Source organism: Lutimonas halocynthiae (assembly GCF_030409835.1).
Taxonomy (GTDB): domain Bacteria; phylum Bacteroidota; class Bacteroidia; order Flavobacteriales; family Flavobacteriaceae; genus Lutimonas; species Lutimonas halocynthiae.
Map to the genome: position 1 here is coordinate 357,574 of NZ_JAUFQO010000001.1, position 22,876 is coordinate 380,449.

The following is a 22,876-nucleotide window of genomic DNA, read 5'->3' on the forward strand; positions in this document are numbered from 1 at the left end:
ACTATCTTTCTAATCTGTTTTGTATAACAATTGCCCATCCTCTGAAAGATGAGCAATTGGAGTGTTTTGTTCGTTGGTTTCGTAATTTGTTAAAATGCCCCTTTCGCTTTGGCATAAGTCCAGTTAAAGACTGACACATCGGCTCCTACAGTTTGGCTGCCTTCCACAACTTCAGTTGTCCAGGTTGCTGCTCTTTCAGTAAAGTCAGGGTTTAGTATAATTTTTGATTCCGTTTCGTTTCCATCAGCGTCTTTAGCAACTTTTTCAACAAATATGCTATTGTCAAATCCTGCTACTTCCCAACCTGAGAAAGTCAACTTTCCGTCTAAAAAGTTTTGAGATACACCATTGTTATCCAATTCAACATCAGATGTTTCTTTAAATCCATAAGCATAGATGTTATTTGTTGCACCCATAGCCCTACTTCTGTAATCTGCATATTCACCTCCTGGCGTTGAAGCATTTCCTTTTATTGTGGTATTGCTAATTGTAAATTGAGCCTCATATGCGCCTTCAGGTCCATCAACCTCGAAGGCATGATCTGAAGTTTCACCCAAAACAACCAAAGAATTATTAATGGTACCTCCATAAGCTTGATCAATGTCTAAGGCGTCATCTCCTTGAGCCCAAACCAATAGATTTGACGCATCAACCGTTCCGCCGAAAAATTCAAAACCATCATCAAAATTCGCAACAACTTCTATGTTTTCAATAACGGTTCCTCTTCCTACTGCGCCTAAGGTTAAACCATTGATCTCATTTCCTTCTCCAATCAAAGCCCCTCCATGACGGATCGACACATATGAAAAGATTCCAGAATTATCATCATCGTCATCACCCCCGTATAAACCAAAAGTATCACCTGCTGGAATTCCTTCTATTTGTACCTCAGTTACATCTCCTTTAAAAGAACCTTTAGCATATCCTAAGATTAATACACCACCCCAAAGGCCATTGTTACTTTCATTCAAATTAGTTCCTGCTTGTTGGCCAACAGCAATATTATCATCAATAGAAGTGAAAATAATTGGCTTTTCAGAAGTCCCTTCGGCCATTATTTTAGCTCCACGAGCAACAATTAAGGCAGAAGCTAGTGAGCCTGTGCCTTTTTGGCCCTTAATAATAGTTCCTGGTTCAATCGTAAGTGTTACACCATCATCCACTACTACTTTTCCTGCTAAAACATATACGTTATTTGCTGTCCAGGTTTGGTCAGCTAAAATTTCTCCGGATATTGTAATGATGCCTGTACAAGGTTCACAATTAGAACCTCCGCAATCTACACCTGTTTCATCACCGTTTTTGATACCGTCATCACAAGTTGCACAAGGAACACAAGATCCTCCGCAATCAACACCTGTTTCATCACCATCCTTGATACCATTAAAGCAAGAAACACCACCAGCGTTCGTCTCATCATCACAACTTAAAATTGATAAAGTCAGACTGGCTAATATCAAACTAGATAGAATAAATTTTTTCATTTTAATTTTTTTAGTTTTAATTGATTTTATTTTTACAGGACAAAAGTCAGCTTCATATGTTATAGGAATGTTAAGTTCGATTTAATAGTCAGTCAAATAAAAGTGTTGAATGTGTTACTATATTAAGTTATTGTTAACAAGGGTAATCGCAGTGAAAAATGTCTATTTTTGCATCATAAAACTTAAATAATAATCCCATGGATAATGGATCAATAAAGATTCTTTTGGTTGATGATGAACCTGATATTCTTGAAATAGTCGGCTTCCATTTAAAAAAAGAAGGCTATCAAGTGTTTAAAGCTTCCGAAGGAACCGAGGCTGTAGCAAATGCTAAAGTGATTCAACCGCATCTTATTTTACTTGACATCATGATGCCTGAAATGGATGGCATAGAAGCTTGTGAAAAAATTCGACAAATTGAAGGTCTTGAAAATGTCTTGATTGCCTTTTTTACTGCCAGAGGAGAAGATTATTCTCAAGTAGCGGGGTTTGAAGCCGGAGCTGATGACTATATCACCAAGCCGGTAAAACCAAAAGTTTTGGTTAGTAAAGTAAAAGGATTGCTAAGAAGATTTTATACCAAGGAAGAAATTGAAGAAAACACGCTTTCATTTGATGGTATCATTATAAACAAAGATCAATACTATGTGGAGGTTGATGGCAAAGAAATAACGCTTCCTAGAAAAGAATTTGAATTGTTATCTCTTTTGGCTAGCGTACCCAATAAAGTTTTTAATCGCGAAGTTATTTTAAGAACTGTTTGGGGACAAGACGTGGTCGTTGGAGGTAGAACTATCGATGTGCATATTAGAAAGTTAAGAGAAAAAATCGGAGATGATTTTATCAAAACTATCAAAGGAGTAGGCTATAAATTTGTAGTTTAATAAGATCTTCGAGTATATTTGAGAATGAATTTGACCAATCTTCAAAAACAAGCTCTACGAACAGCTCTTGCAAGCCTTATTAGTCTTCTGGTTTTTGTTGCGATTTTATACTTTTTATTAGAAGTCAATCTGCTGAATCTTATTGTCTTAGGTTTTGTCTTTTTCGCCACATCCTACCTTATCTATTTCTTTGGAATGAAGAAATTCATTGAGATTCAATTGGGCCGTGTTTATGAATCAAATCTATTTGATAATGCACCCTCATTGAAAGCTGATCTTGATGATGTTGATTTCGAAAACTTCATTGAAAGAATCAGAAATTTTGCTGAAACCAAACACAAAGAGATTGAACAACTGCATAATAGGGATGATTTCAGACGTGATTTTATCGGTGATGTTTCTCATGAATTAAAAACACCTCTTTTTACAGCCCAAGGCTACCTAATAACTGTTTTAGATGAAGATCTTGAAGATCCGGCATTGGAGAAAAAGTATTTGGGAAGGGCCAACAAAAGCATTGAGCGTCTCACCTATATTGTAAAAGACCTTGATATGATCGCCAAGCTGGAATCAGGAATGAAACTTGAGCAATCTAAATTTAATATCATCGCGACGATCAATGATGTTTTTGAATTATTGGAGATAAGAGCCAGTAAGAAAAATATTACCTTGGCTTTTAATGAAGTGTATGACTATCCAATTCTTGTCAAAGCGGATAAGGAAAAAATTGAGCAGGTTATCATCAATTTACTTACAAATTCAATAAAGTACGGCAACGTAAATGGAAGTACATTGATTAATGTTAGCACTCATTCAGCACATCAGGTAGTAGTTAATGTGATTGATAATGGTGTGGGAATAGATTCTAAAAACATCCCCAGATTATTTGAAAGATTTTATCGTGTAGATAAAAGCCGATCAAGAGATCAGGGAGGTTCAGGTTTAGGTCTTGCCATCGTAAAGCACATCATTGAAGCCCATGAACAAGAAGTTTTGGTGAAGAGCACAGTTGGTGAAGGATCTACTTTTTCCTTTACCCTGAACAAAGCTAATTAAGAAGATAAAAATTCCGATACTGCACTTTAAGCTGGTTTTTGACCTAATTCCAATGTTAAGAAATTGTAAACTTATTGTGCAGTAAATGTTAATTTTATACTTTTAAGGTATCAAAACAGATAAAAATGAAAAAGTTGTTCGCCTGCATGTTATTTTTCCTACTCGTGCTAAATGTATCATTTGCCCAAGGAGTAGAACCAAAGTTTGAAAAAGAAAATGATTTAGTTAAAGCCACTTATTATCATGATAATGGTATGGTAAAAGAAGTCGGGTTTTTCAAAGAAGACAAACTCCATGATAAATGGATATCTTATAATGAAGAAGGAAAGATAAAAGTTGTTGCCATGTATAACAATGGCCTTAAAGATGGAAAATGGTATTTGGTTGGTGAAGAAACTGTGAAAGAAGTTACTTATAAATCAAATAAAGTGGTTAAAGTTGAAGAAGTCAATGCGGCTGAACTATCTTTTATATAAAAATATTTACCTATTTAAAAACATCAAATAGCGATTTGTCGAAATCCTTATTTGGTGTTTTTTTATGCCCGAACCCTTTGTATTCACTTCCATCATGTAGTTTGTCTACATCAAATAAATGCTGTTCAGCATAGTCAGAAATACCTCGGCTTTGAAAATGTCTTGCCAAATACTCTTGCTCAAATTGTCCTGGAGTTGGGATAAAAAATGTTTTTGCTCCCAGCGCATCGAGATCCATAATATTGCTATAACCTGATCTTGACACAATCAATCTACTGCTTTCTATACTATCTCTAAGTTCATTTTGAAGCATGAAATTTACGAGGGTCATATTTCCGATGCATCGGCTATTTTGCTTGTCCTCAATGATACCCCTAATGATCAGGCTCTTGCCCGAAAACAACTTTAACTTGTCTAACAATTTTTTTTCAAGGAGACTTCTTTGTGGTTCAGGTCCGCTCAACACAGCTAGTAAGTCCCACTTTTTTTTCATTTGCTTTTTTTCAAATCGACTCAAGGGACCTATATACTTGACAAAACCTGTTTTATCTGCAGATTTTGACATGTCACCTGCCAGTTCATTTGTGCTATAATCCGGCACCCAGCATTGGTCAAATTTTGAAATAAGCTGTTGATGTAAAGTTGTGCTTATAATACTAGTTGAGCCACTTAAAACCTTTAATTGATGCGTTATATAAACACTTGGAACTTTTTCTGATCTTAGGCCAAATCGATTATCTGATATTATGCCGGCCAAATTTTCTTTTTGATGAATTTCCGCAACTCTTGCCTTCTCCTGCGCTATTGTTTTTATTAATTTAGGCGCCTGTGAAAGCAACTTATACTTCAAAAAGCTCCCGTTCTTAGCGTATTCAACACTAGTTGATGGAAGTTCGTAAAAAGCTAAGGACGGATATTCTTTTCTTAAAAGACTTAATGACATACCATCGCCTGCTAAAATAGGTTCAAAACCATTTTTCTGCAAGGCATCGATAATTGGAATGCACCGTGCAGCATGACCCAGCCCCCAATTCAAAGGAGCCACTAAAATTTTTTTATGTGGATTAAAATCTATCAATTAGATATATGTGGCAAAAGAGCCAAATCGCAAAAAAATAGCATTATTTCAGATCGAAACCGATGTCTTTTCTGAAATTCATTTTATCAAAATGAATCTTTTCAATATTTTGATAGGATTGTTTCAATGCCTTTTCAAAATCATCTCCGTAGGAGGTGACTGCTAACACCCTTCCTCCGCTCGTTTTTACTGTTGTTCCGTCTAGTTTGGTTCCAGCGTGAAAAACGATTGAGTCATTTACATTCTCAAGTCCTTTTATTTCCATTCCCTTGTCATAGGCTTCAGGATACCCTCCTGATACCATCATAACTGTGGTCGTAGATTTGTCCATTACTTTAAGGTTAAAACTGTCTAGTTTCTTATCGGCTGTAGCGCTTAAAAGTTCTACAAAATCAGATTCAATTCTAGGAATAACAACTTCCGTTTCCGGATCACCCATTCTTACATTATACTCTATCACAAAGGGTTCATTATTAACCTTAATCAAGCCAATAAAAATAAAACCTACATATGGAATATTGTCTTTTTTTAAGCCTTCAACAGTTGGAACTATAACTCTTTCTTCAACCTTTGAGAGAAATTCCTCATCAGCAAAAGGAACAGGTGAAATAGCACCCATGCCGCCTGTATTTAATCCAACATCTCCTTCTCCAATACGTTTGTAATCTTTCGCATTAGGTAAAATGACATAGTTTTCACTGTCGGTTAACACGAACGAACTCATTTCAATTCCGTCTAAAAACTCTTCAATAACAACTTTAGAACTTGCTGCTCCAAATTTCTGTTGAGCGAGCATTTCTTCTAATTCCTTTTTAGCTTCATTGAGATCATTAAGAATTAACACCCCTTTACCAGCAGCCAAACCATCCGCTTTAAGCACATAAGGTGGCTTTAGCGAATCAAGAAATTCATACCCTTCTTCTAGGTTTGCAACGGTAAAACTTTTGTATTGAGCAGTAGGAATATTGTGCCTGTACATGAACTCCTTAGCGAATTCTTTACTTCCTTCTAATTGTGCCGCATACTTTTGCGGGCCAATCACTGGAACCCCCTTTAGATCACTATCATTCAAAAAGAAATCATGAACGCCAAGAACCAACGGATCTTCAGGCCCAACGATTACCATTTTGATGTTATGATCAAGTACAGCTTTTTTAACTTGTTCAAAATCATTTGGGTTGATCGCTAGATTTGTTCCGTATTCAAGTGTTCCGGCATTTCCTGGAGCAATAAAAAGAGCACCACATTTAGCGCTTTGAGCTAATTTCCAGGCAAATGTACATTCTCTACCTCCCGATCCTAAAATAAGTATGTTCATGTATGCAGTATTTATGGCTGCAAAAATACTTTAAAAAATTCTATTTAGAATGATTCGGACGCCGATTTAAACCATGAGATGATTTTTTAAAAGATCTGTTCTAAAATTTTCTGTGTGATCAGATAAGTAGGTTTTACACCTGATGTTCCGAGGCCTCCTGAAGCCAGTGTGCTTCCTGTTTCTAATGGATTATCAGAAGCGTAATAAGCATATCTCACTTTTATATCGTTCTTGATATTGCCTCTTATTTTTGAAGCAGACTGAATTGCTTTTTGATAATGAGCTCCTTCCATTTCAAGTCCAATTACTTTCCAAGTAGAATTATAGAAGAATTCTAATATGTCTCTGTTTTGCAAAGAGGTTCCTAGAACGGTAATCATAGAGCCTTCGTAAACGCCTAAACCTCCATCTTGCAAGTCTTCTGCCTTGAGCTCGTTATGAAAAGGATAATTGTCAGCAGTTCCCTCAAAAATATGCGATGTTGGAATCATAATGTCTCCCTTGATCCCTTCTAAAATACCAGCTTTCCCCATCACTGAAACAGACTCAATATTGAGGTGTTTTGCATCTCCGGAAGCTAATCTATACGGTTTTAAAAGCTCATCAAGCGTTTCATAAGCCTGTTCTCCAAAGGCATAATCCATTACAATAATAACCGGTCTTTCACCTGTTGAATGTTCGATCTTATAGGACGTCAATTCCAGATCAATTTTTTCTGTATCAATGATCTGCACATCTATATTGGCACCTGTTGTATCTTTAATAAAAGTCAAGCCTTTTTTCGCGGCCCCCTTTTTAATAATTCTTCTGAGTTCTTTATTCTCTTCGTCCCCTATCAATTCAAATAAGGAAATTCCTTTGTTTGACTTAGCTTCTTTCGGCAGAAACATTGGGCCATAAATAGAATTCATGACGCTATGCATATTCGCACTAATCACATGAATGGGTCGATCTAATAAATCTCTATTAGACAATTCATTTTTTATATTTTCAGCCCAAATTTCACCAGATATATGATGGCCAATACGCTCCCTTAGTATTGGGCTAAAAGTAATTTCATGGTTTTGATCTTCTAAAATTTCATTCAGAGAGAGTTTGCCCATCCAATAAATAACTTGAAACAACCTGTTAGGTGACTGAGGTAAAGCAAAATTATCATCTGCTTTCTTAATTTCTTCGTAGCTCCTACCTAAAAAAGTAGATAAATGAGCCAAGAGTACTTCCCTCTCATTTTCATTGACTTTTTTGTTTTTGAGCACTACCTCTTCAAGATGCTTCCATTCTCTAATGGTATGGCCTTCATCATTGATTAATACCTTGTTCGCAATTTTTTTTGCCTCAATAAACATAAAGGTCAAATGCGTTAAAATATCATAAATGTCAGATCTTCCTCTGGTTATTTCAATGTTCATTTGATCACGGTCAATTCGGTAGCAATTTCTTCTTCTTTTGGAAGGAACGATCTTTTTAAAATGAGAGTTTCCTAAACCCTCATCTGCTATAAGGCTAATATAACGGCATTCTGCAATTCCTTCCGGCAATCTGTCTATGATGTACAACAGGCCTTCTAACTCGGTTATTTCCTGACCTATTGAGCCATATATTTCAGGCTGTAGAACCAATAATTCATTGATAAGCGTATTTCCAGAAACACCCATGGGTTTGTAAAATCCCCGAATGAACAAGTGGCGCATTGTGATATAAATTCTTTCAATGGCATTCGTTGAAATTTGCGCTTTGGTCCGTTTAATTTTTTCCATTCAATAATATACTTCTGTATTGTTCGTCATTTTCAAGTACTGAAATAGCCTCTTTGATAAAAGGACTAAATGCAATATGGTTTTGGTACTCTCCTTTTTTAAAATAGTAACGATTTATAATTTCATCACTAAGCAATTCTTTGATGCTTTCTTTATTCTTGTTTAATTCTTCAATTTTTTGTTTTTGTAATTGCTGCACTAAATCTTCATAAGAATTTTTTATCCCTTTCGAAAGCGCTTCTTTTTCTGAAAGTTCAAAGGCCTGTTCAAATTTCTTTTCAGTCTTAGTTTCAAAATTAGAACTTCCTTCCTCAACAAATGAAATAAAGTCTTCATATTCTTTATCTTCAAAAATATATGCTTCTGGAGCTGCAATACTCGGGTTTTCAAGATAGTAGACCGATGCAAAATTAAAAATCGCATCAGATCTTAATAAAGCCTCTGTTGATTCTGTCAATTCTGGTTTTTCAATTTCAATATCAGGAGATATACCTCCTCCATCATAAACAGTTCGTCCGTTTTTAGTCTTAAAGGCATTTCTATTCTCTTCCGCAAATTTTGGAACGTCATCCCCATCTCTATGGGTATAATCCAATTCCTGGATATTTCTTCCACTAGGGGTGTAATATTTCGAAATCGTTAATTTTAATTTGGTACCGTAGGTAAGGTTTCTATAACGTTGCACTAAACCTTTACCAAATGATCTTTCTCCTAATATAACGGCCCTGTCAAGATCTTGTAAAGATCCTGCAACAATCTCTGAAGCCGAAGCAGACCTTCCATCGATAAGCACTACAATTGGCATATCGAGATCAATAGGTTCATACCTTGTTCTATAAATTTCGCTCCATTTTTTTAACTTGGCCTTGGTACTAACAACAACCTCGTTTTTTGGCACAAAGAAATTCGTAATGTTGATGGCTTCATTTAACAATCCCCCTGGATTGCCTCTTAAATCAAGGATAAGTTTATTCATTCCCTTTTCCTTCAGGTCTGCAAAGGCTGACTTCACAGATGCTGAAGCCTTGTTGTTAAATTTGTTAAACGCAATATATCCGATCTCATCACTTACCATTTCAAAGTGAGGAACAGGGTTAACCAAAATTTTCTCTCTCTTAACGGTAAAATCCAATGTTTCTTTTTGTCTTTTAATAACCAACTTTACTGTGGTGTCAGGCACTCCTTTCAACAGTGCCGAAATTTGATCACTATCATAGTCATCTACTAAAATGTCGTCAATTTTTACAATTTCATCACCTACTTTAATGCCTTCTTCCTCAGCAGAATACCCCTCAAACACTTCTGATATGACCAGTTTTTTATCATAATAATGTGACTCAGCGCCAATTCCACTGTATTCTCCTGAAGAATTAATCTTTACCTCTTCTACCCCTTGCTCATCGTAATACCTCGTATAAGGATCAAGGTCTTCGAGCATTTCATTGATTGCCTTCTCTGTTAATTCAGCAGGGTTAATTTCATCGATATAATATAGGTTCAACTCTTTGAATAAAGTTGTGTAAATTTCCATTTGCTTAGCAACCTCGAAAAAATCGGATTTAAAAGCCACTAAAAATGAGCTCATAATTACCAGACTTCCGATCACTATTCCTCTTTTCATTCCTTTCATCTTAATGAGATTTTTGTTTTTGTAAAAACTTTTGAATCAAATCAATCATTTTCTCTTCCATTTTTTGATATGATACTTCGCTTTTCGCTTGATATATAAACATCAGAATATGCTTTTTAGTATCATCATCGTTGTAAATCAAGTATTTATTTTTCCTGTAAGATTCTCGCATCAATCTCTTGATTCGATTCCTATCTACAGCACTCTTAAAATTTCGTTTGGAAACCGATACCCCTGCTTGAACTTTGAAGGGGGAGTCATGGTCATTTTCAAGATAGACCATTTTCAAGGGAAACACTGAAGCTGATTTGCCTGAGGCAAACAATTCTGTGATAAGATTTTTCTTTTTTAGCTTCTCTTCCTTACTAAACGTGTTCCGCATAGAGGCCAAAGTTAGTCATTTATTTTTTATGTATTTAAAAGTTTAAGGCACTTGTTTTTATCAAACCAATAATTGTAACTTTGCTTTTTTATCAAAACAATAAAAGCTATGGCTGCAGATCAATTTCAAGCTCCCGATTATTTTCTATTGGATGATTTATTAACTGAAGAGCATAAACTTGTAAGAGATGCCTGTCGTGAATGGGTAAAGCGCGAAGTTTCACCAATAATTGAGGATGCCGCCCAAGACGCGAAATTTCCTCATCAACTATTAAGTGGTTTAGCCGAAATCGGCGCATTCGGACCTTATATTCCTGAAGAATATGGTGGCGCCGGACTCGATCAAATTTCATATGGCCTCATTATGCAGGAAATTGAAAGAGGTGATTCTGGCATTAGATCAACCGCTTCGGTTCAATCATCACTTGTGATGTATCCCATATGGAAATATGGAGACGAGGCTCAAAAAAACAAATATTTACCTAAACTTGCTTCTGGTGAAATGATCGGTTGTTTCGGTCTTACTGAGCCTAACCACGGATCTAATCCAGGAGGAATGGAGACCAAGTACAAAGATATGGGCGACCATTATTTATTGAATGGTGCTAAATTATGGATCTCTAATTCACCCTTCGCTGATATAGCAGTTGTGTGGGCAAAAAATGAAGAAGGAAGGATTCATGGTCTAATCGTCGAAAGAGGCATGGAAGGTTTCTCAACACCAGAAACACATCATAAATGGTCACTGAGAGCTTCAGCCACCGGAGAATTGATTTTTGACAATGTAAAGATCCCAAAAGAAAACCTGCTTCCAAATAAAAGCGGTTTAGGAGCTCCACTTGGTTGTCTTGATTCTGCAAGATATGGTATTGCATGGGGTGCTATCGGAGCTGCTATGGACTGTTATGATACGGCTTTAAGATATGCCAAAGAAAGAATTCAGTTTGGCAAACCAATTGCCGGTTTTCAATTGCAACAAAAGAAGTTAGCCGAAATGATCACTGAGATTACAAAGGCACAATTGTTAACATGGAGATTGGGTGTTTTAAAAAATGAAAACAGAGCTAGTTCAGCTCAAATTTCTATGGCCAAAAGGAATAATGTTGAAATGGCATTAAATATTGCACGAGAGGCAAGACAGATCCTAGGTGCAATGGGTATAACGGGTGATTTTTCTATCATGAGACATATGATGAATCTTGAATCGGTCATTACTTATGAAGGAACGCATGATATTCATCTGCTCATAACAGGAATGGACATTACAGGGATTCCCGCCTTTAACTAGTCGGTTAAAACCCTTATCGTAATACGCTACAAAAATACCAACTTATGAAAAACTTTCTTATTTTTCCATTAGTGTTGTTGTTCTATGCGTCAAATATGGAATATGCTGAAAACCTAAGCAATTCTCAAGCGTCGAACTCCAAACAAAAAATAAATTATTCTGAAGCTACAATTGGGCTTCAGGGTGCATGGACAAGTTCCGAAACGAATGAAATAGGAGACGATATAACGATAACCACCATTGTTATGGATGGATATCTTGCTGAAACTTTTTATAATAAAAAGACCAACGAGTTTGTTAAAACCTTTGGTGGTTACTGGACTGTTAAAGACAGCGTGTTTTCATTAACCCAAGAATTTTCGTCTAGTGACAGCTCATCTGTTGGAAAAACAAGAGATCTTATTTTTGATCTTAAAGGAGATACTATAACCTTCAAAGGAAGTGACAAGATTTGGACAAGAATTGACGATGGACAAAAAGGTGATCTCAACGGAGCATGGCTTATATCAGGAAGAGAAAGAGATGGAGATATGTTAAGGCGCAGTCCAGGGGATCGGAAAACAATGAAAATCTTATCGGGTTCACGATTTCAATGGATCGCCTATAATACTGCTACGGGTAAATTTTCTGGAACCGGCGGCGGCACCTACACGGCAAAAAAAGGCACTTATACCGAGCACATTGAGTTCTTTTCTAGAGATAACAGTAGGGTTGGCGCCAGTCTGTCTTTTCAGTATGAAGTCAAGGAAAATGAATGGCATCATCGTGGCTTAAGCTCTAAAGAAAAACCCATTTATGAAATCTGGAGCCCAAGAATCATGCCTCAAAAAGAACCATAAATAATAAAGCGCTAACTAAAAGGTGAGATGTAACCATTTCCTGACCTGCTCGTCATATTAGAGAGACTAAATTATTTCCCATGGATCTTTTTAATAATTCACCGCTAAAAATTCTAACCTTCATCTTTCTTCTGTCGTTGATTCCTTCTAATCAATTATGCGCTAATACTGGTTCAGATTCAACATCCTATAGCATTTCGATCAATAAGAACAACATTAAGAAAGCTATTGTTGAATGTATTGTAAAAATCGAAGATTCTTCTCTCTTCATGAGCTCAATAGGAGCAAATCAATTTCCAAATAGATGGGCCAACTTTATTCATGAACTCAAAGCAACAACTCCTGAAGGAAAACCTGTTGAATTGAAATCCTTAGATGGAGCTAAATGGAAAGTTCATGTATCTGACGGATCCTATGTCAAATTGCATTATGAAGTCCACCTAGATCATGAAGAGCATGAATGGAGCGGAGGTGTTGACGGCGCCGCATATGCCCGTAAATGGGGTGTTTTTTACACAGGTCGGAGCGTTTTTATCATGTCTGGTAAAGAAAAGCAGCATATTAAGGTCCGTTTTTATCTGCCTGAAATCTGGAAAGTTTCAAGTCCATGGCGTATCATTGAAAACCAAGGAAATAGCTACCTTATAGACAATCTTACTTCATTAACTGATTCAATGTTTTTCGCCGGAACGCATGAAGAAATCATTCTTATTAGAGATGATTTTCAATTGATTTTTGCTCTCGGAGGCGATGAAATCGTTAAACAAAAAGAATCATTCTCTAAAATGGCTACTGGCGTTTTGGATTATTATATTGATCTTATGGAAGGCGTTCCAAATCCGTCTCCAGACAATAAATTCAGCAAGTCTATTGTAGTTATTAATTCTTCGTCTAAAACAGACGGTGAAGTTATTGGAAACAATATTAGCATCCTACTTGAAAAGGATGGAGACGAAATGTCAGAACTGATTGGTCGTTTTATATTTGCTCATGAATTTTTTCATCTTTGGAGCGGAAAATCCTTTGCTCCATTGAATGATGATTGTGAATGGTTCAAAGAGGGATTTGCCAATTATTATACTTTAAAATCACTATTTCATATAGGTTATCTCAATAAAGAATCATACCTAAAAGTGTTGAATGACTTTTTCTATCAGCGCTATATTACTGATAAAGGAACTGGCAAGTTATCAATGATAGATGGAGCGCTAAAACACGATCATTGGGGCTTGATTTACAGTGGTGGTTTCTTTATTGGTATCTCTCAGGATATGCTAATACGCTCTTCCACTGCCAATCAAAGCAGTATTGATGATGTTATGAGAATCTTATTTAAAAAATACGGAGGAACTAACGAAGGCTATACCTTAAGCGAACTACAGAAATTAATGTCTGAAGCAAGCGGAAAAGATCAAACAGCTTTTTTTAATACCTATATTCAAGGCGTTGCAAAAATACCCTTGGATCATTATTTAAATATGGGAGGGTTTGATGCTATTGAGGAAAACGGAAAACTTTTGGTTTCTTTAAAGAAGGATGCGATTCCAACTGAAAAACAAATTAGTGATGGCTTATTCGGTATAAAATAATTCAAAGTTCTTGACTCGTACTTATGCTTAACTTAATTTAGCAGGAGAACTATCCAGCTAATGCAAAATAAAACTATAAAGGAAGGAGCTATTACGAATGCATTCTCTGCTAAAAACATAGGATCATCAGGGCTTAGACTCAAAAATTCTTTTATAAAGTCAGCCACATTTGAAGGAATGTACAGCGATGGTATTCCAAACCAGCAACTTATTGATCATCATGTTGCCTTAGCAAAAGGTGGTGTGGGTATGACCACTGTTTCATATGGAGCCGTCTCAGCCGATGCCAGAACCTTCGACACCCAAATGTATGTGAACGACGAAAGCTTAAAAGCTTTAAAAGTATTGGCTCAAAAAGTGCATGAGGCAGGAAGCAAGGTCTCAATCCAACTAACCCATTGTGGTTATTTTTCAAAAAACAAAAAGGCAACAAAAATTCTGGCTCCCAGTAAATTATTTAATGCCTATGGAGCCTTATCAGGTCTGGCCTATTCTCAAGCCATGACTGAAAGTGATATGGAACATATTATCGACGACTTTGTTAAGGCTGCCATAAATTTAAGATCGATAGGTTTTGACGCTGTTGAAATACATATGGGTCACGGGTATTTATTGAGTCAATTTTTAAGCCCCTTAACAAACAAAAGGGATGATGTTTATGGCGGGAATGTCATTAACAGGAGTCGATTTCCTTTAAGGCTGGTTGCTAAAGTTATATCGGCAGTGGGTTTAGATTTTCCGGTATTGGTAAAATTGAACCTGCATGACGGTTTCAAAAAAGGATTCTCGTTAAATGATTGCATTCATGTTTCAAAAGAACTTGAAAAAATTGGTTGTTCCGCTATAGTTCTGAGTGGAGGTTTTACAAGCAAAACACCTTTTTATCTGATGAGAGGAAAGGTTCCGCTTAAAGGCATGATTAAAAATGCCAGCTCTATAGCTGAAAAACTAACAATGGCTCTCTTTGGGCCCTTAATCATTAAAGCATACCCATTTAAAGCAAATTTTTTCTTAGCTCAGGCTATCAAAGTGAGGCAAGCTGTTGGTCTAGACCTGGTCTACCTTGGCGGAGTTGATTCAAAACAGGGTATCGAAAAGATATTAGAAGCAGGGTTTAATTTTATTGCCTTGGCAAGGCCTCTGATTCATGACCCGGCATTTCTGAATAAAATCAATCAAGGACTTATTGAAAAAAGCCTGTGCAACAGATGTAATGAATGTATTGTTGAAATGGATAGAGAAGGAATTAAGTGTGTTTTGGACTCCGCAGGTTAGCTATTTCCTAAGATTAAATCGTATTTTAGTTTGTAGGAATTTTACGATTAAAGAATTATAAAATGGCTTTTAGTGAATTTTTAGCAGATAGAGTGCGGCAAAGACTCCTTAACAAAGGACAGGTTGAAGAAAAGAAAATGATGGGAGGTCTGATCTTTATGGTCAATGATAAAATGTGTATTGGTATTGATATTGATAAAAAAACACAAGATGACAGGCTCATGGTTCGTGTTGGGAAATTACCTTATAAAGATTTATTACAAAAAGATGGAAGCCGTCCCATGGACTTTACAGGCTCTGTAATGAGAGGCTTTCTTTTTATTGACCCCGAAGGATTTGACAAAGAGAAAGACCTGGATTTTTGGGTCCAAAAAGCCTTAGAATTCAATAAATTGATTATTAAAAAATAAGACGGTATCTAAATGAATCTCATCTTCAAAAAAGCTCTAATTGATGAAATAGACCATGCCTTGGAGTTGTTTAAATTAGCTAGCCTATCGCTTGGTGAAAAAAAAGTGAGTCAGTGGAGTTACTGGTCAGACCCTCCTGAAGAAAAAATTACCTGGGTAAAAGAAGGATTCGACAAAGGTGAATTCTTTTTTGTTTATAATGATAGTGGTATCAAGGTAGCTATGTTTAGATTACTGCAAAACGACACATTATATTGGGGTGAAAAAGGGCTGGAAAATAATGTTAAATATGTCCACTCTTTAGTTGTTCGGCCTGACTTTTCTGGATTTGGAATCGGAAAGATGGTTATGCTGAAGCTTCTTGAAAACATGAAATCTGAAGGCGTAAAAAAATTTCGACTTGATTGTGATGGCTCCAACCCAAGACTATGTCAATATTATGAATCATATGGCTTTAAAAAAGTCGGAGAAAAAGAGACCCCTTATGCCATCAATAACCTATATGAAATGTCACTAAATAATGATAGGTTTTGAATTATAAAGACGAACATACAGGTCCGGATGCCTTAATATTCGATATGGATGGAACCCTTTGGGATGCAGTGGAAACATATACCCTGGCATGGAATGAATATTTTAAAAAACATGGACTTACAACTTTCCTGACAAAGGCCGATTTAGATTCTTTGATGGGTTTGGAAGAAGAAAAATTTCTTGAAATAGTACTTCCTGATTTCACTCATGAAGATAGAAAATCCTGCTATAAAGCAGTGATACAGTTGCAATATGATCTGATAGATGAAATTGGTGGTGATATTTATGCCGGCGTTCAGAAGTACCTGCCTTTACTGCATAAAAAGTACCAACTGTTTATCGTAAGTAATTGCCCAAAAGACACGATTCATCATTTTATGAAATTTGCCGAAATTGAGCATTTAATTACAAGCTCTCTTTCTCATGGGCAAAATTATAAACCCAAACATGAAAACATATCAAGCCTGGTAACTAACTATAATTTGAAGAAGCCTCTATATATAGGCGATACACAAGGAGATATGATACAAAGTGAAAAAGCTGAAGTTCCATTTGTTTTCATGACCTATGGATTTGGTACTTGCGACACCTTTGAAAAAAGCTTTGATGACTTTGAAGCATTTGCCTTATACTACTTAAATCACTAAATTCGGGTTTCAATGTTTTGACGGGTTTGTTGCCGCTCAAAACGCCAATAAATCAAAAAGAAATTCATAAATATCTAACTATGAAAAATATTTATATGCTTTTGCTGAGCCTGGCCTGTCTTTCGGTATCATGCAAGAATGAGCTCCAAAAATCTGATGAATTTAAAGTTAAAAAAGCCTTGGATTCGGTTTCAGAAGTCATTTCAGTTGAAGCAGCAAAACCTTCTTTTGTTGCCCAATCTACAGATCAGCAAACTGCCGATAATATTAAAAACTTTTTAGTGAATGATTATTTGAAAGAAGAACTTTCTCTTTTAACAGCTAATGATAGAAAGTTTCAATTTTATAAAATTGATCTTAATGCGGATGGAAAGGATGAAATATTTGTTCGTTTTATGACCTCATATTTTTGTGGGTCAGGAGGCTGTACTTTTTTATTGTTAGATCAATATAGCGAAATTATCACCCGGTTTTCAGTAACCAGAGCGCCCATTTTTGTAGAACCTTCAAAAGTGAATGATTGGGCTTTATTACTTGTTAAGGATTCAGGAGTTTTTAAAGAACTAATATTTCAAGATGGTTCATACCCATCCAACCCATCAGTTTTACCAAAGGCACCTTATGATGCTCCTAGTGGCCATGCTCAGGTCATGTTTCATGATGAGCTTTATGAATCTAAGACGTTTGAGTTTTAAAAATTAACCTTAACTAATGTTTGATAGAATAGAAAAACTTGAAAAGAAATTACTTTGCGGACTTTCTTTAAAGATGTCCTTTACTGATAATAAAACTTATGAGTTATGGAGTTCATTTATGCCATTGAGAAAGAAAGTTACAAATGCCGCTTCCACTGATTTATATTCTATGCAGATCTATGGAGAAATTCTTGATTACAACAAGCTAAACCCTACGAGCACCTTTACGAAATGGGCAGCAGTTGAAGTTAAAGATCATTCAAAAATACCTGAAGAGTTATTCCCATATGAATTAAACGAAGGCCTATATGCCGTGTTTATCCATAAAGGAACTCCCCAGGATTTTCCTAAAACTTTCGCTTATATTTTTGAAAATTGGATACCAAATTCAAAGTACGAAGTTGATTACAGAGAGCATTTTGAGTTAATTCCTGAAACCTACAAACCTGACGATCCGAATGCAAAAGAAGAGGTTTGGATTCCAATTTTAGAAAAAACATGATTGTATTTAGATTTTATGGATATCATTAAAGAACTCGTAACAACTATTTCAGAAGCTTCATTGTGGGGAGATCCCATGTGCCTTGAACGCAATGAATATTTAATATCGGAAGGAAACATAGAAACTGCCTTGTACTTTATTAATAGCGGAAGCCTAAGAATATTTATGCTAGACGAAAATGAAGAACATACGATTCGATTTGGATACAAAGACTCTATTATTACTGCTCTTGATTCTTTTGTTAAAGGAGGAAAAACATCGTTCTACATTCAAGCCCTAAAAAAAACCTCGTATAAGTCAATTTCTAAAATTGATTTTAATGCCTTGATGAATAAAAACAGCAGAAATAAAGACCTTTGGAAAAAGCTTTTAGAGGCTTTTGTAATTCAACAAATGGAAAGGGAGACCGATTTGCTGACCTCTTCTCCGGAGGCAAGGTATCACAGGGTTCTTAAAAGAAGTCCTCAAGTATTTCAGGAAATACCACACAAATACATTGCTTCTTATTTAAGAATGAGCCCGGAAACGCTATCGAGACTTAAAAAATCTTGATTCAAATCAATTTTAATCTGACTCTTTTAGCGCATTTTTATCAAAACTTAAATTATGAAATGTAATACTATAGATTTAATTAATGATTTGACAGAAAGAACTTTAAAAATTCAATCTGGCTTAAAAAATCTAGAGGCTTTCTCTACAGATGATCTTAATAAAAGGGACCATCCAGATGCTTGGAGTGCCTTTGAATGCATAGCCCATTTGAATATTTATGGAGATTTCTATATTCCTGAAATAACAAAAAAAATAGCACAATCCAATAGGCTAAATCCTTCACCAGTTTTTAAAAGCGGTATTCTCGGTAATTATTTCGTAAAAATGGTTGGCCCGCTTGATGCATCGAAAAAGATGAAGACACTATCTTCTGCTAATCCACTTGGAAGTACATTAGACATATCAACATTGCATAAATTCGATAACCAACAAAGTGCCATGTTGGAAATACTTAAAAATGCAGCTTCAGTTGATCTAAACAAAACAAAAACCGGAATAAGTATAGCCCCATGGATCAAAATAAAACTCGGAGATACCCTTAGGGTTGTAATTCTTCATAATCAAAGACATATGGAACAGGCCTTACGCGCAACTAATTAGGTTTAATACCAGCAATAAAGAAGGATATTAAAACAGTTTTTTTATCTTGCCATGAGGCAAGGGGTCTTGGTCTGAACGAACCATGAGCATTTAGCCTAAAAAGCAAATACATATTGAATTAGTTGGTAAAGCAAAAAACGATATCAGTAACTGGAGGAACCGGACATTTAGGAATAAACCTCATCAAGGAGCTCTTGCGAAAGGGATTTATTGTAAAAGCTTTGATTAGACATTCATCCTTTCCTATGATTCATGAAAATTTGACCTGGATTGAAGGTGACTTGAATAATTTGGCTTCTCTTGAAAAATTGATAGATAAATGCGAGGCCATTATCCATTCTGCCAGTGCAATTTCATTGGGTGAAAAAAAACAAGAACTGGTCTATGAAGTCAATGTCACAGGAACAAGAAACCTTTTGGCAACTTGTTTGCATAAACCAATCAGGTTCATATATATCAGCTCTTCAACAGTCGTTGAAGATCCTATAAATGATGAAGTCTTCAATGAAAACCGTTCTTATAAAACTGATAAATCTTTTTACTATGCCTGGACAAAAGCGATGGCTGAAAAAGATGTCCTGAAATATGAAACAGAGCATAATTTAGATGCTTGCATTGTCAGATCAACCGCTATTATAGGCCCGGAAGATTATGGCCCTTCTCCTTTTGGAAGAACCATAGAAGATTTGAATCTAGGGAAGTTGCCTTTTATTACGAAAGGAGGCTACAATATGATCGATGTAAGAGACCTGTCTACAACAATTATATCATCAATTTCAAGAGGCAAAAAAGGTGGTATCTATTTAGTTGGAGGCGAATATGTGAGTCTTGAAAACTTGGCTAAAATGGCGAATAAGAGCAAAGTTCCCAGGGCATTGTCAATCGATTTCTTAGTCAAAATACTACCCTTAATTCGGGTATATGAAAAATTCATTCCTTTAAAATGGCCTATTAGCAAGGAGAGTTTAAGCACCTTAAAAAATGCCCCAAAAAAAATGGATTGCTCAAAAGCTAAAACAGAACTCGGTCATAAAAACAGACCAGTTGAAGAGAGTGTAAATGACCTTGTAGCATGGTTCCATAAAAACAACAGGTCATGACTTTAACCACTTTAAATATCATTTGTGTTATTTGGGCATCGATTGGAATTGGCTCTTTTGTCTTATTACAGTTTGTAACGGCACCATACGGAAGACATGTAAAAAGTGGCTGGGGGCCGCAAATTTCGAACAAGCTGGGCTGGATATTTATGGAAGCGCCTTCATTTTTTATTATTCTTTATTTTTATTTGAGTTCTGACCAGAGCTTATTCGCAAGTATGTTATCCCTTATATGGCTTCTGCATTATTTCAACAGAACTTTTATTTATCCTTTTCGAATCAGGACCAAAGGCAAAAAAATGCCCCTGCTTATTGTTGGATCCGCTATTTTTTTTAATTGTATCAATGCAGGTCTCAATGGTTATTTTCTGGCCAATTTTGAAAATTACAGTACTGAATCATTTTATCAACTAAACTTTATAATAGGTGTTTTACTATTTATAATAGGGTTTATTATCAATCAAAAAAGTGACCATATTCTTATTCATTTGCGAAAACCTGGAGAAACAGGCTATAAAATTCCACAAGGATTTCTTTTTAATTACCTCTCCTGTCCTAACTTATTTGGGGAGTTAATACAATGGACCGGTTTTGCTTTAATGGCATGGAACCTGCCCGCTCTCACCTTTCTTGTCTGGACTTTTGCTAACTTAATCCCCAGAGCATTAGGGCATCATGAGTGGTATAAGAAACAATTTCGTGATTATCCAGCAAAAAGAAAAGCAGTGCTCCCAGGAATTTTGTAACTTATAGGATTGAACTTTAAGAAATGAAACCTGCTATCATCGAGTTACTAGTATTATTTGTTATGTATTCGGGTTCTAGCTTTGCACAAGATATTAACGAATTCCAGTGGAAAAATCGCTTGGTGATTCTTGCTACGCACTCAATCGACAACAACAGTTATAAGGCGCAGATAAATTCATTAAAATCTGACCCTGAAGGTCATGACATAAGAAAATTACTCATTATAACAATCGTTCCTGGCTATCAATCATTTGGTCTGACTACCAATACGCGTCAAGCTATTGATTCTAGTTATGAAAAGTTTCTTTTAAAAAATGACCCGTTTATGTTTTATTTAGTGGGTCTTGATGGTGGCGTGAAACTCAGCTCCCCAGATATCATCAGTAATAAGGAATTATTCCAAATAATTGATGTTATGCCAATGAGACGCCTTGAAATAGACGATAAAAATTAGTCTTAAGAGCGATCATCTTTAAGGTGATAATTCAAAAGTTTACTTGTTTTTTTATGTTAGCATGTTGCAAACGAATCATTTGTGGTATTAAATGATTCAAATTTTGAATTATTCAAGTAAATAAGACTGTAACTTTAGTTCACCCTTTTAACCTAATCTAAAAATCAAACTTATGGAAGCCAAATTTGAAGAGTTTAAAGCTCAAATTCGTGGAGAAGTAATTCTTCCGGATAACGAAAATTACGATGAATCAAGAAAAGTATACAACGGGATGATCAACAAGCATCCTGGCATGATTATAATGTGTGTAGATGTTGCCGACGTCATTGCATCGGTAAACTATGGTCGAGACAACAATATATTAGTTGCCGTTAGAGGTGGAGGCCATAATGGTGGAGGTCTCGGCATTTGTGACGATGGTATGGTAATTGACCTTTCAGGTCTTAAATTTGTACGGGTCAATACAGCTGATAATACAGTGAGAGTCGGAGGTGGCAACATCTGGGGCGAAGTAGATCATGCTACGCATCCATTCGGGCTTGCCGTACCGGCAGGCATCATTTCTACTACTGGAGTTGGCGGTCTTACGCTAGGTGGTGGCGTTGGGCATTTATCTCGAAAATACGGACTCACTATTGACAATTTACTTGAAGCTGATATGGTATTGGCCGATGGATCTGTTGTAACAGTAAGTGCCGATCAAAATGAGGATCTTTTTTGGGCCATTCGTGGTGGTGGTGGTAATTTTGGAATCGTGACTTCATTCAAATTTCAAGCCCATCCTGTCAAAACAGTGATCGGCGGACCAACCTTATGGCCAATAGAACGAACAGAAGAGATCATGGAATGGTATCATGGTTTTATACATAATGCCGAAGAAGACCTTAACGGATTTGTAGCGACAATGATCATTCCCGGACCTCCATTTCCAGATGAACTTCATCTTAAGAAATTCTGTGGTATTGTATGGTGCTATACTGGTGATCCTGAAAAATTCAATGAACTATTTAAGCCTGTTCTTGAAAAAAACCCCATATTTCAACACGTAGGAGAAATGCCTTACCCATCGGTACAAACCTTATTTGATGGCCTTTTCCCTAAAGGACTACAATGGTATTGGAGAGCTGATTTCTTTACCGATTTAGGTCCTGAGGCTAGAGCAGAACACAAAAAGTATGGTTCAATGATTCCTACGCCGCTATCACAAATGCATTTGTATCCCATTAGTGGGGCAGCAAGTAGACCAGGTTTAACAGATACACCCTGGGCTTATAGAGATGCTAAATATGCAGGCGTTTTTGTCGGTGTTGATGCTGATCCTGCTAACGCAGAAAAAATAACAGACTGGGCTAAGAGTTACCAGGAAGCGCTGCACCCTTATTCATCTGGTGGTGCCTATACTAACTTTATGATGGATGAAGGTCAAGAAAGAGTTCGTGATAGTTACAGACAAAACTATGATCGTTTGGTCAACATAAAAACCGAATACGATCCGGGTAATTTATTCAGAGTGAATCAAAATATCAAGCCCAAATCTTAGGCTTTTCCCCTGCCTATTGAAATTTTTATTTTTGGCG

General features: G+C 36.2%; 24 protein-coding genes. 18 read left to right on the plus strand and 6 right to left on the minus strand.

What is annotated here, in order from left to right:
- Positions 1 to 89 precede the first annotated feature (89 nt).
- Positions 90 to 1,484 (minus strand): beta-helix domain-containing protein, encoded by a 1,395-nt coding sequence (locus QWY87_RS01575; RefSeq protein WP_290287604.1) that lies wholly within the window; start codon positions 1,482 to 1,484, stop codon positions 90 to 92.
- A gap of 197 nt (positions 1,485 to 1,681) precedes the next feature.
- Between QWY87_RS01575 and QWY87_RS01580 the strand changes: the two genes are divergently transcribed.
- From QWY87_RS01580 to QWY87_RS01590, 3 genes are all read left to right on the plus strand, one after another.
- The gene (locus QWY87_RS01580) at positions 1,682 to 2,368 is read left to right on the plus strand and encodes a response regulator transcription factor (protein ID WP_290287605.1); all 687 of its coding nucleotides are present in this window, start codon (positions 1,682 to 1,684) and stop codon (positions 2,366 to 2,368) included.
- A gap of 195 nt (positions 2,369 to 2,563) precedes the next feature.
- Positions 2,564 to 3,424, plus strand: a complete 861-nt coding sequence (locus QWY87_RS01585; protein ID WP_290287606.1) for a sensor histidine kinase — start codon at positions 2,564 to 2,566, stop codon at positions 3,422 to 3,424.
- Positions 3,425 to 3,549: 125 nt separating this feature from the next.
- On the plus strand, positions 3,550 to 3,900 hold the full coding sequence (locus QWY87_RS01590; protein ID WP_290287607.1) for a toxin-antitoxin system YwqK family antitoxin: 351 nt from the start codon (positions 3,550 to 3,552) through the stop codon (positions 3,898 to 3,900).
- A 10-nt stretch (positions 3,901 to 3,910) separates the two neighbouring features.
- Here QWY87_RS01590 and QWY87_RS01595 read toward each other — a convergent pair whose 3' ends face one another.
- From QWY87_RS01595 to rnpA, 5 genes are all read right to left on the minus strand, one after another.
- Positions 3,911 to 4,978, minus strand: a complete 1,068-nt coding sequence (locus QWY87_RS01595; protein WP_290287608.1) for a glycosyltransferase — start codon at positions 4,976 to 4,978, stop codon at positions 3,911 to 3,913.
- Between the two features lie 43 nt (positions 4,979 to 5,021).
- Positions 5,022 to 6,296 (minus strand): phosphoribosylamine--glycine ligase, encoded by a 1,275-nt coding sequence (purD, locus tag QWY87_RS01600; protein ID WP_290287609.1) that lies wholly within the window; start codon positions 6,294 to 6,296, stop codon positions 5,022 to 5,024.
- An 86-nt stretch (positions 6,297 to 6,382) separates the two neighbouring features.
- Complete coding sequence (locus tag QWY87_RS01605) at positions 6,383 to 8,056, minus strand: DUF6909 family protein (protein WP_290287610.1); 1,674 nt, start codon at positions 8,054 to 8,056, stop codon at positions 6,383 to 6,385.
- Positions 8,043 to 9,677, minus strand: a complete 1,635-nt coding sequence (locus tag QWY87_RS01610; protein WP_290287612.1) for a S41 family peptidase — start codon at positions 9,675 to 9,677, stop codon at positions 8,043 to 8,045. Before QWY87_RS01610 ends, QWY87_RS01605 begins: the two co-directional genes overlap by 14 nt.
- A 10-nt stretch (positions 9,678 to 9,687) precedes the next feature.
- Positions 9,688 to 10,068, minus strand: a complete 381-nt coding sequence (gene rnpA / locus QWY87_RS01615; protein ID WP_290287613.1) for a ribonuclease P protein component — start codon at positions 10,066 to 10,068, stop codon at positions 9,688 to 9,690.
- 108 nt (positions 10,069 to 10,176) lie between these two features.
- Between rnpA and QWY87_RS01620 the strand changes: the two genes are divergently transcribed.
- From QWY87_RS01620 to QWY87_RS01690, 15 genes are all read left to right on the plus strand, one after another.
- The gene (locus QWY87_RS01620) at positions 10,177 to 11,355 is read left to right on the plus strand and encodes an acyl-CoA dehydrogenase family protein (RefSeq protein WP_290287614.1); all 1,179 of its coding nucleotides are present in this window, start codon (positions 10,177 to 10,179) and stop codon (positions 11,353 to 11,355) included.
- A 44-nt stretch (positions 11,356 to 11,399) separates the two neighbouring features.
- Positions 11,400 to 12,194: a hypothetical protein gene (locus QWY87_RS01625; RefSeq protein WP_290287615.1), complete on the plus strand. Its 795-nt coding sequence runs from the start codon at positions 11,400 to 11,402 to the stop codon at positions 12,192 to 12,194.
- A gap of 80 nt (positions 12,195 to 12,274) precedes the next feature.
- Entirely contained in the window at positions 12,275 to 13,783 is a 1,509-nt protein-coding gene (locus QWY87_RS01630; RefSeq protein ID WP_290287617.1) for a M61 family metallopeptidase, read from the plus strand.
- Between the two features lie 60 nt (positions 13,784 to 13,843).
- Positions 13,844 to 15,058 (plus strand): NADH:flavin oxidoreductase, encoded by a 1,215-nt coding sequence (locus QWY87_RS01635; protein ID WP_290287619.1) that lies wholly within the window; start codon positions 13,844 to 13,846, stop codon positions 15,056 to 15,058.
- 62 nt (positions 15,059 to 15,120) lie between these two features.
- A complete protein-coding gene (locus QWY87_RS01640; protein WP_290287621.1) occupies positions 15,121 to 15,468 on the plus strand; it encodes a TfoX/Sxy family protein in 348 nt (115 codons plus the stop codon).
- Between the two features lie 12 nt (positions 15,469 to 15,480).
- Positions 15,481 to 16,002 (plus strand): GNAT family N-acetyltransferase, encoded by a 522-nt coding sequence (locus QWY87_RS01645; protein WP_290287622.1) that lies wholly within the window; start codon positions 15,481 to 15,483, stop codon positions 16,000 to 16,002.
- Positions 15,999 to 16,649, plus strand: coding sequence for an HAD family hydrolase (locus QWY87_RS01650; protein WP_290287623.1), 651 nt, complete (start codon positions 15,999 to 16,001; stop codon positions 16,647 to 16,649). The genes QWY87_RS01645 and QWY87_RS01650 overlap by 4 nt, the downstream gene beginning before the upstream one ends.
- An 80-nt stretch (positions 16,650 to 16,729) precedes the next feature.
- Positions 16,730 to 17,344, plus strand: a complete 615-nt coding sequence (locus tag QWY87_RS01655; protein WP_290287625.1) for a COG3650 family protein — start codon at positions 16,730 to 16,732, stop codon at positions 17,342 to 17,344.
- Between the two features lie 16 nt (positions 17,345 to 17,360).
- Positions 17,361 to 17,846: a GyrI-like domain-containing protein gene (locus QWY87_RS01660; RefSeq protein WP_290287626.1), complete on the plus strand. Its 486-nt coding sequence runs from the start codon at positions 17,361 to 17,363 to the stop codon at positions 17,844 to 17,846.
- 15 nt (positions 17,847 to 17,861) lie between these two features.
- Positions 17,862 to 18,398, plus strand: a complete 537-nt coding sequence (locus QWY87_RS01665; RefSeq protein ID WP_290287627.1) for a Crp/Fnr family transcriptional regulator — start codon at positions 17,862 to 17,864, stop codon at positions 18,396 to 18,398.
- 54 nt (positions 18,399 to 18,452) lie between these two features.
- Positions 18,453 to 18,998: a DinB family protein gene (locus QWY87_RS01670; protein ID WP_290287628.1), complete on the plus strand. Its 546-nt coding sequence runs from the start codon at positions 18,453 to 18,455 to the stop codon at positions 18,996 to 18,998.
- 122 nt (positions 18,999 to 19,120) lie between these two features.
- Positions 19,121 to 20,098 (plus strand): NAD-dependent epimerase/dehydratase family protein, encoded by a 978-nt coding sequence (locus QWY87_RS01675; protein WP_290287629.1) that lies wholly within the window; start codon positions 19,121 to 19,123, stop codon positions 20,096 to 20,098.
- On the plus strand, positions 20,095 to 20,844 hold the full coding sequence (locus QWY87_RS01680; RefSeq protein ID WP_290287630.1) for a DUF1295 domain-containing protein: 750 nt from the start codon (positions 20,095 to 20,097) through the stop codon (positions 20,842 to 20,844). Before QWY87_RS01675 ends, QWY87_RS01680 begins: the two co-directional genes overlap by 4 nt.
- A gap of 23 nt (positions 20,845 to 20,867) precedes the next feature.
- Positions 20,868 to 21,299, plus strand: coding sequence for a DUF4174 domain-containing protein (locus QWY87_RS01685; protein WP_290287631.1), 432 nt, complete (start codon positions 20,868 to 20,870; stop codon positions 21,297 to 21,299).
- Positions 21,300 to 21,471: 172 nt separating this feature from the next.
- On the plus strand, positions 21,472 to 22,839 hold the full coding sequence (locus QWY87_RS01690) for an FAD-binding oxidoreductase (protein ID WP_290287632.1): 1,368 nt from the start codon (positions 21,472 to 21,474) through the stop codon (positions 22,837 to 22,839).
- Positions 22,840 to 22,876: the final 37 nt, after the last annotated feature.

What these genes read in the sequence shown, in the direction of transcription:
- QWY87_RS01685 (WP_290287631.1), top strand. Translation starts at nt 20,868, where the DNA reads ATGAAACCTGCTATCATCGAGTTACTAGTATTATTTGTTATGTATTCG.
- QWY87_RS01585 (WP_290287606.1), top strand. Translation starts at nt 2,564, where the DNA reads ATGAAGAAATTCATTGAGATTCAATTGGGCCGTGTTTATGAATCAAAT.
- QWY87_RS01630 (WP_290287617.1), top strand. Translation starts at nt 12,275, where the DNA reads ATGGATCTTTTTAATAATTCACCGCTAAAAATTCTAACCTTCATCTTT.
- QWY87_RS01680 (WP_290287630.1), top strand. Translation starts at nt 20,095, where the DNA reads ATGACTTTAACCACTTTAAATATCATTTGTGTTATTTGGGCATCGATT.
- purD (WP_290287609.1), bottom strand. Translation starts at nt 6,296, where the DNA reads ATGAACATACTTATTTTAGGATCGGGAGGTAGAGAATGTACATTTGCC.
- QWY87_RS01610 (WP_290287612.1), bottom strand. Translation starts at nt 9,677, where the DNA reads ATGAAAAGAGGAATAGTGATCGGAAGTCTGGTAATTATGAGCTCATTT.
- QWY87_RS01620 (WP_290287614.1), top strand. Translation starts at nt 10,177, where the DNA reads ATGGCTGCAGATCAATTTCAAGCTCCCGATTATTTTCTATTGGATGAT.
- QWY87_RS01575 (WP_290287604.1), bottom strand. Translation starts at nt 1,484, where the DNA reads ATGAAAAAATTTATTCTATCTAGTTTGATATTAGCCAGTCTGACTTTA.
- QWY87_RS01660 (WP_290287626.1), top strand. Translation starts at nt 17,361, where the DNA reads ATGTTTGATAGAATAGAAAAACTTGAAAAGAAATTACTTTGCGGACTT.
- QWY87_RS01580 (WP_290287605.1), top strand. Translation starts at nt 1,682, where the DNA reads ATGGATAATGGATCAATAAAGATTCTTTTGGTTGATGATGAACCTGAT.
- QWY87_RS01605 (WP_290287610.1), bottom strand. Translation starts at nt 8,056, where the DNA reads ATGGAAAAAATTAAACGGACCAAAGCGCAAATTTCAACGAATGCCATT.
- QWY87_RS01670 (WP_290287628.1), top strand. Translation starts at nt 18,453, where the DNA reads ATGAAATGTAATACTATAGATTTAATTAATGATTTGACAGAAAGAACT.
- QWY87_RS01640 (WP_290287621.1), top strand. Translation starts at nt 15,121, where the DNA reads ATGGCTTTTAGTGAATTTTTAGCAGATAGAGTGCGGCAAAGACTCCTT.
- QWY87_RS01645 (WP_290287622.1), top strand. Translation starts at nt 15,481, where the DNA reads ATGAATCTCATCTTCAAAAAAGCTCTAATTGATGAAATAGACCATGCC.
- rnpA (WP_290287613.1), bottom strand. Translation starts at nt 10,068, where the DNA reads ATGCGGAACACGTTTAGTAAGGAAGAGAAGCTAAAAAAGAAAAATCTT.
- QWY87_RS01635 (WP_290287619.1), top strand. Translation starts at nt 13,844, where the DNA reads ATGCAAAATAAAACTATAAAGGAAGGAGCTATTACGAATGCATTCTCT.
- QWY87_RS01590 (WP_290287607.1), top strand. Translation starts at nt 3,550, where the DNA reads ATGAAAAAGTTGTTCGCCTGCATGTTATTTTTCCTACTCGTGCTAAAT.
- QWY87_RS01655 (WP_290287625.1), top strand. Translation starts at nt 16,730, where the DNA reads ATGAAAAATATTTATATGCTTTTGCTGAGCCTGGCCTGTCTTTCGGTA.
- QWY87_RS01665 (WP_290287627.1), top strand. Translation starts at nt 17,862, where the DNA reads ATGGATATCATTAAAGAACTCGTAACAACTATTTCAGAAGCTTCATTG.
- QWY87_RS01625 (WP_290287615.1), top strand. Translation starts at nt 11,400, where the DNA reads ATGAAAAACTTTCTTATTTTTCCATTAGTGTTGTTGTTCTATGCGTCA.
- QWY87_RS01690 (WP_290287632.1), top strand. Translation starts at nt 21,472, where the DNA reads ATGGAAGCCAAATTTGAAGAGTTTAAAGCTCAAATTCGTGGAGAAGTA.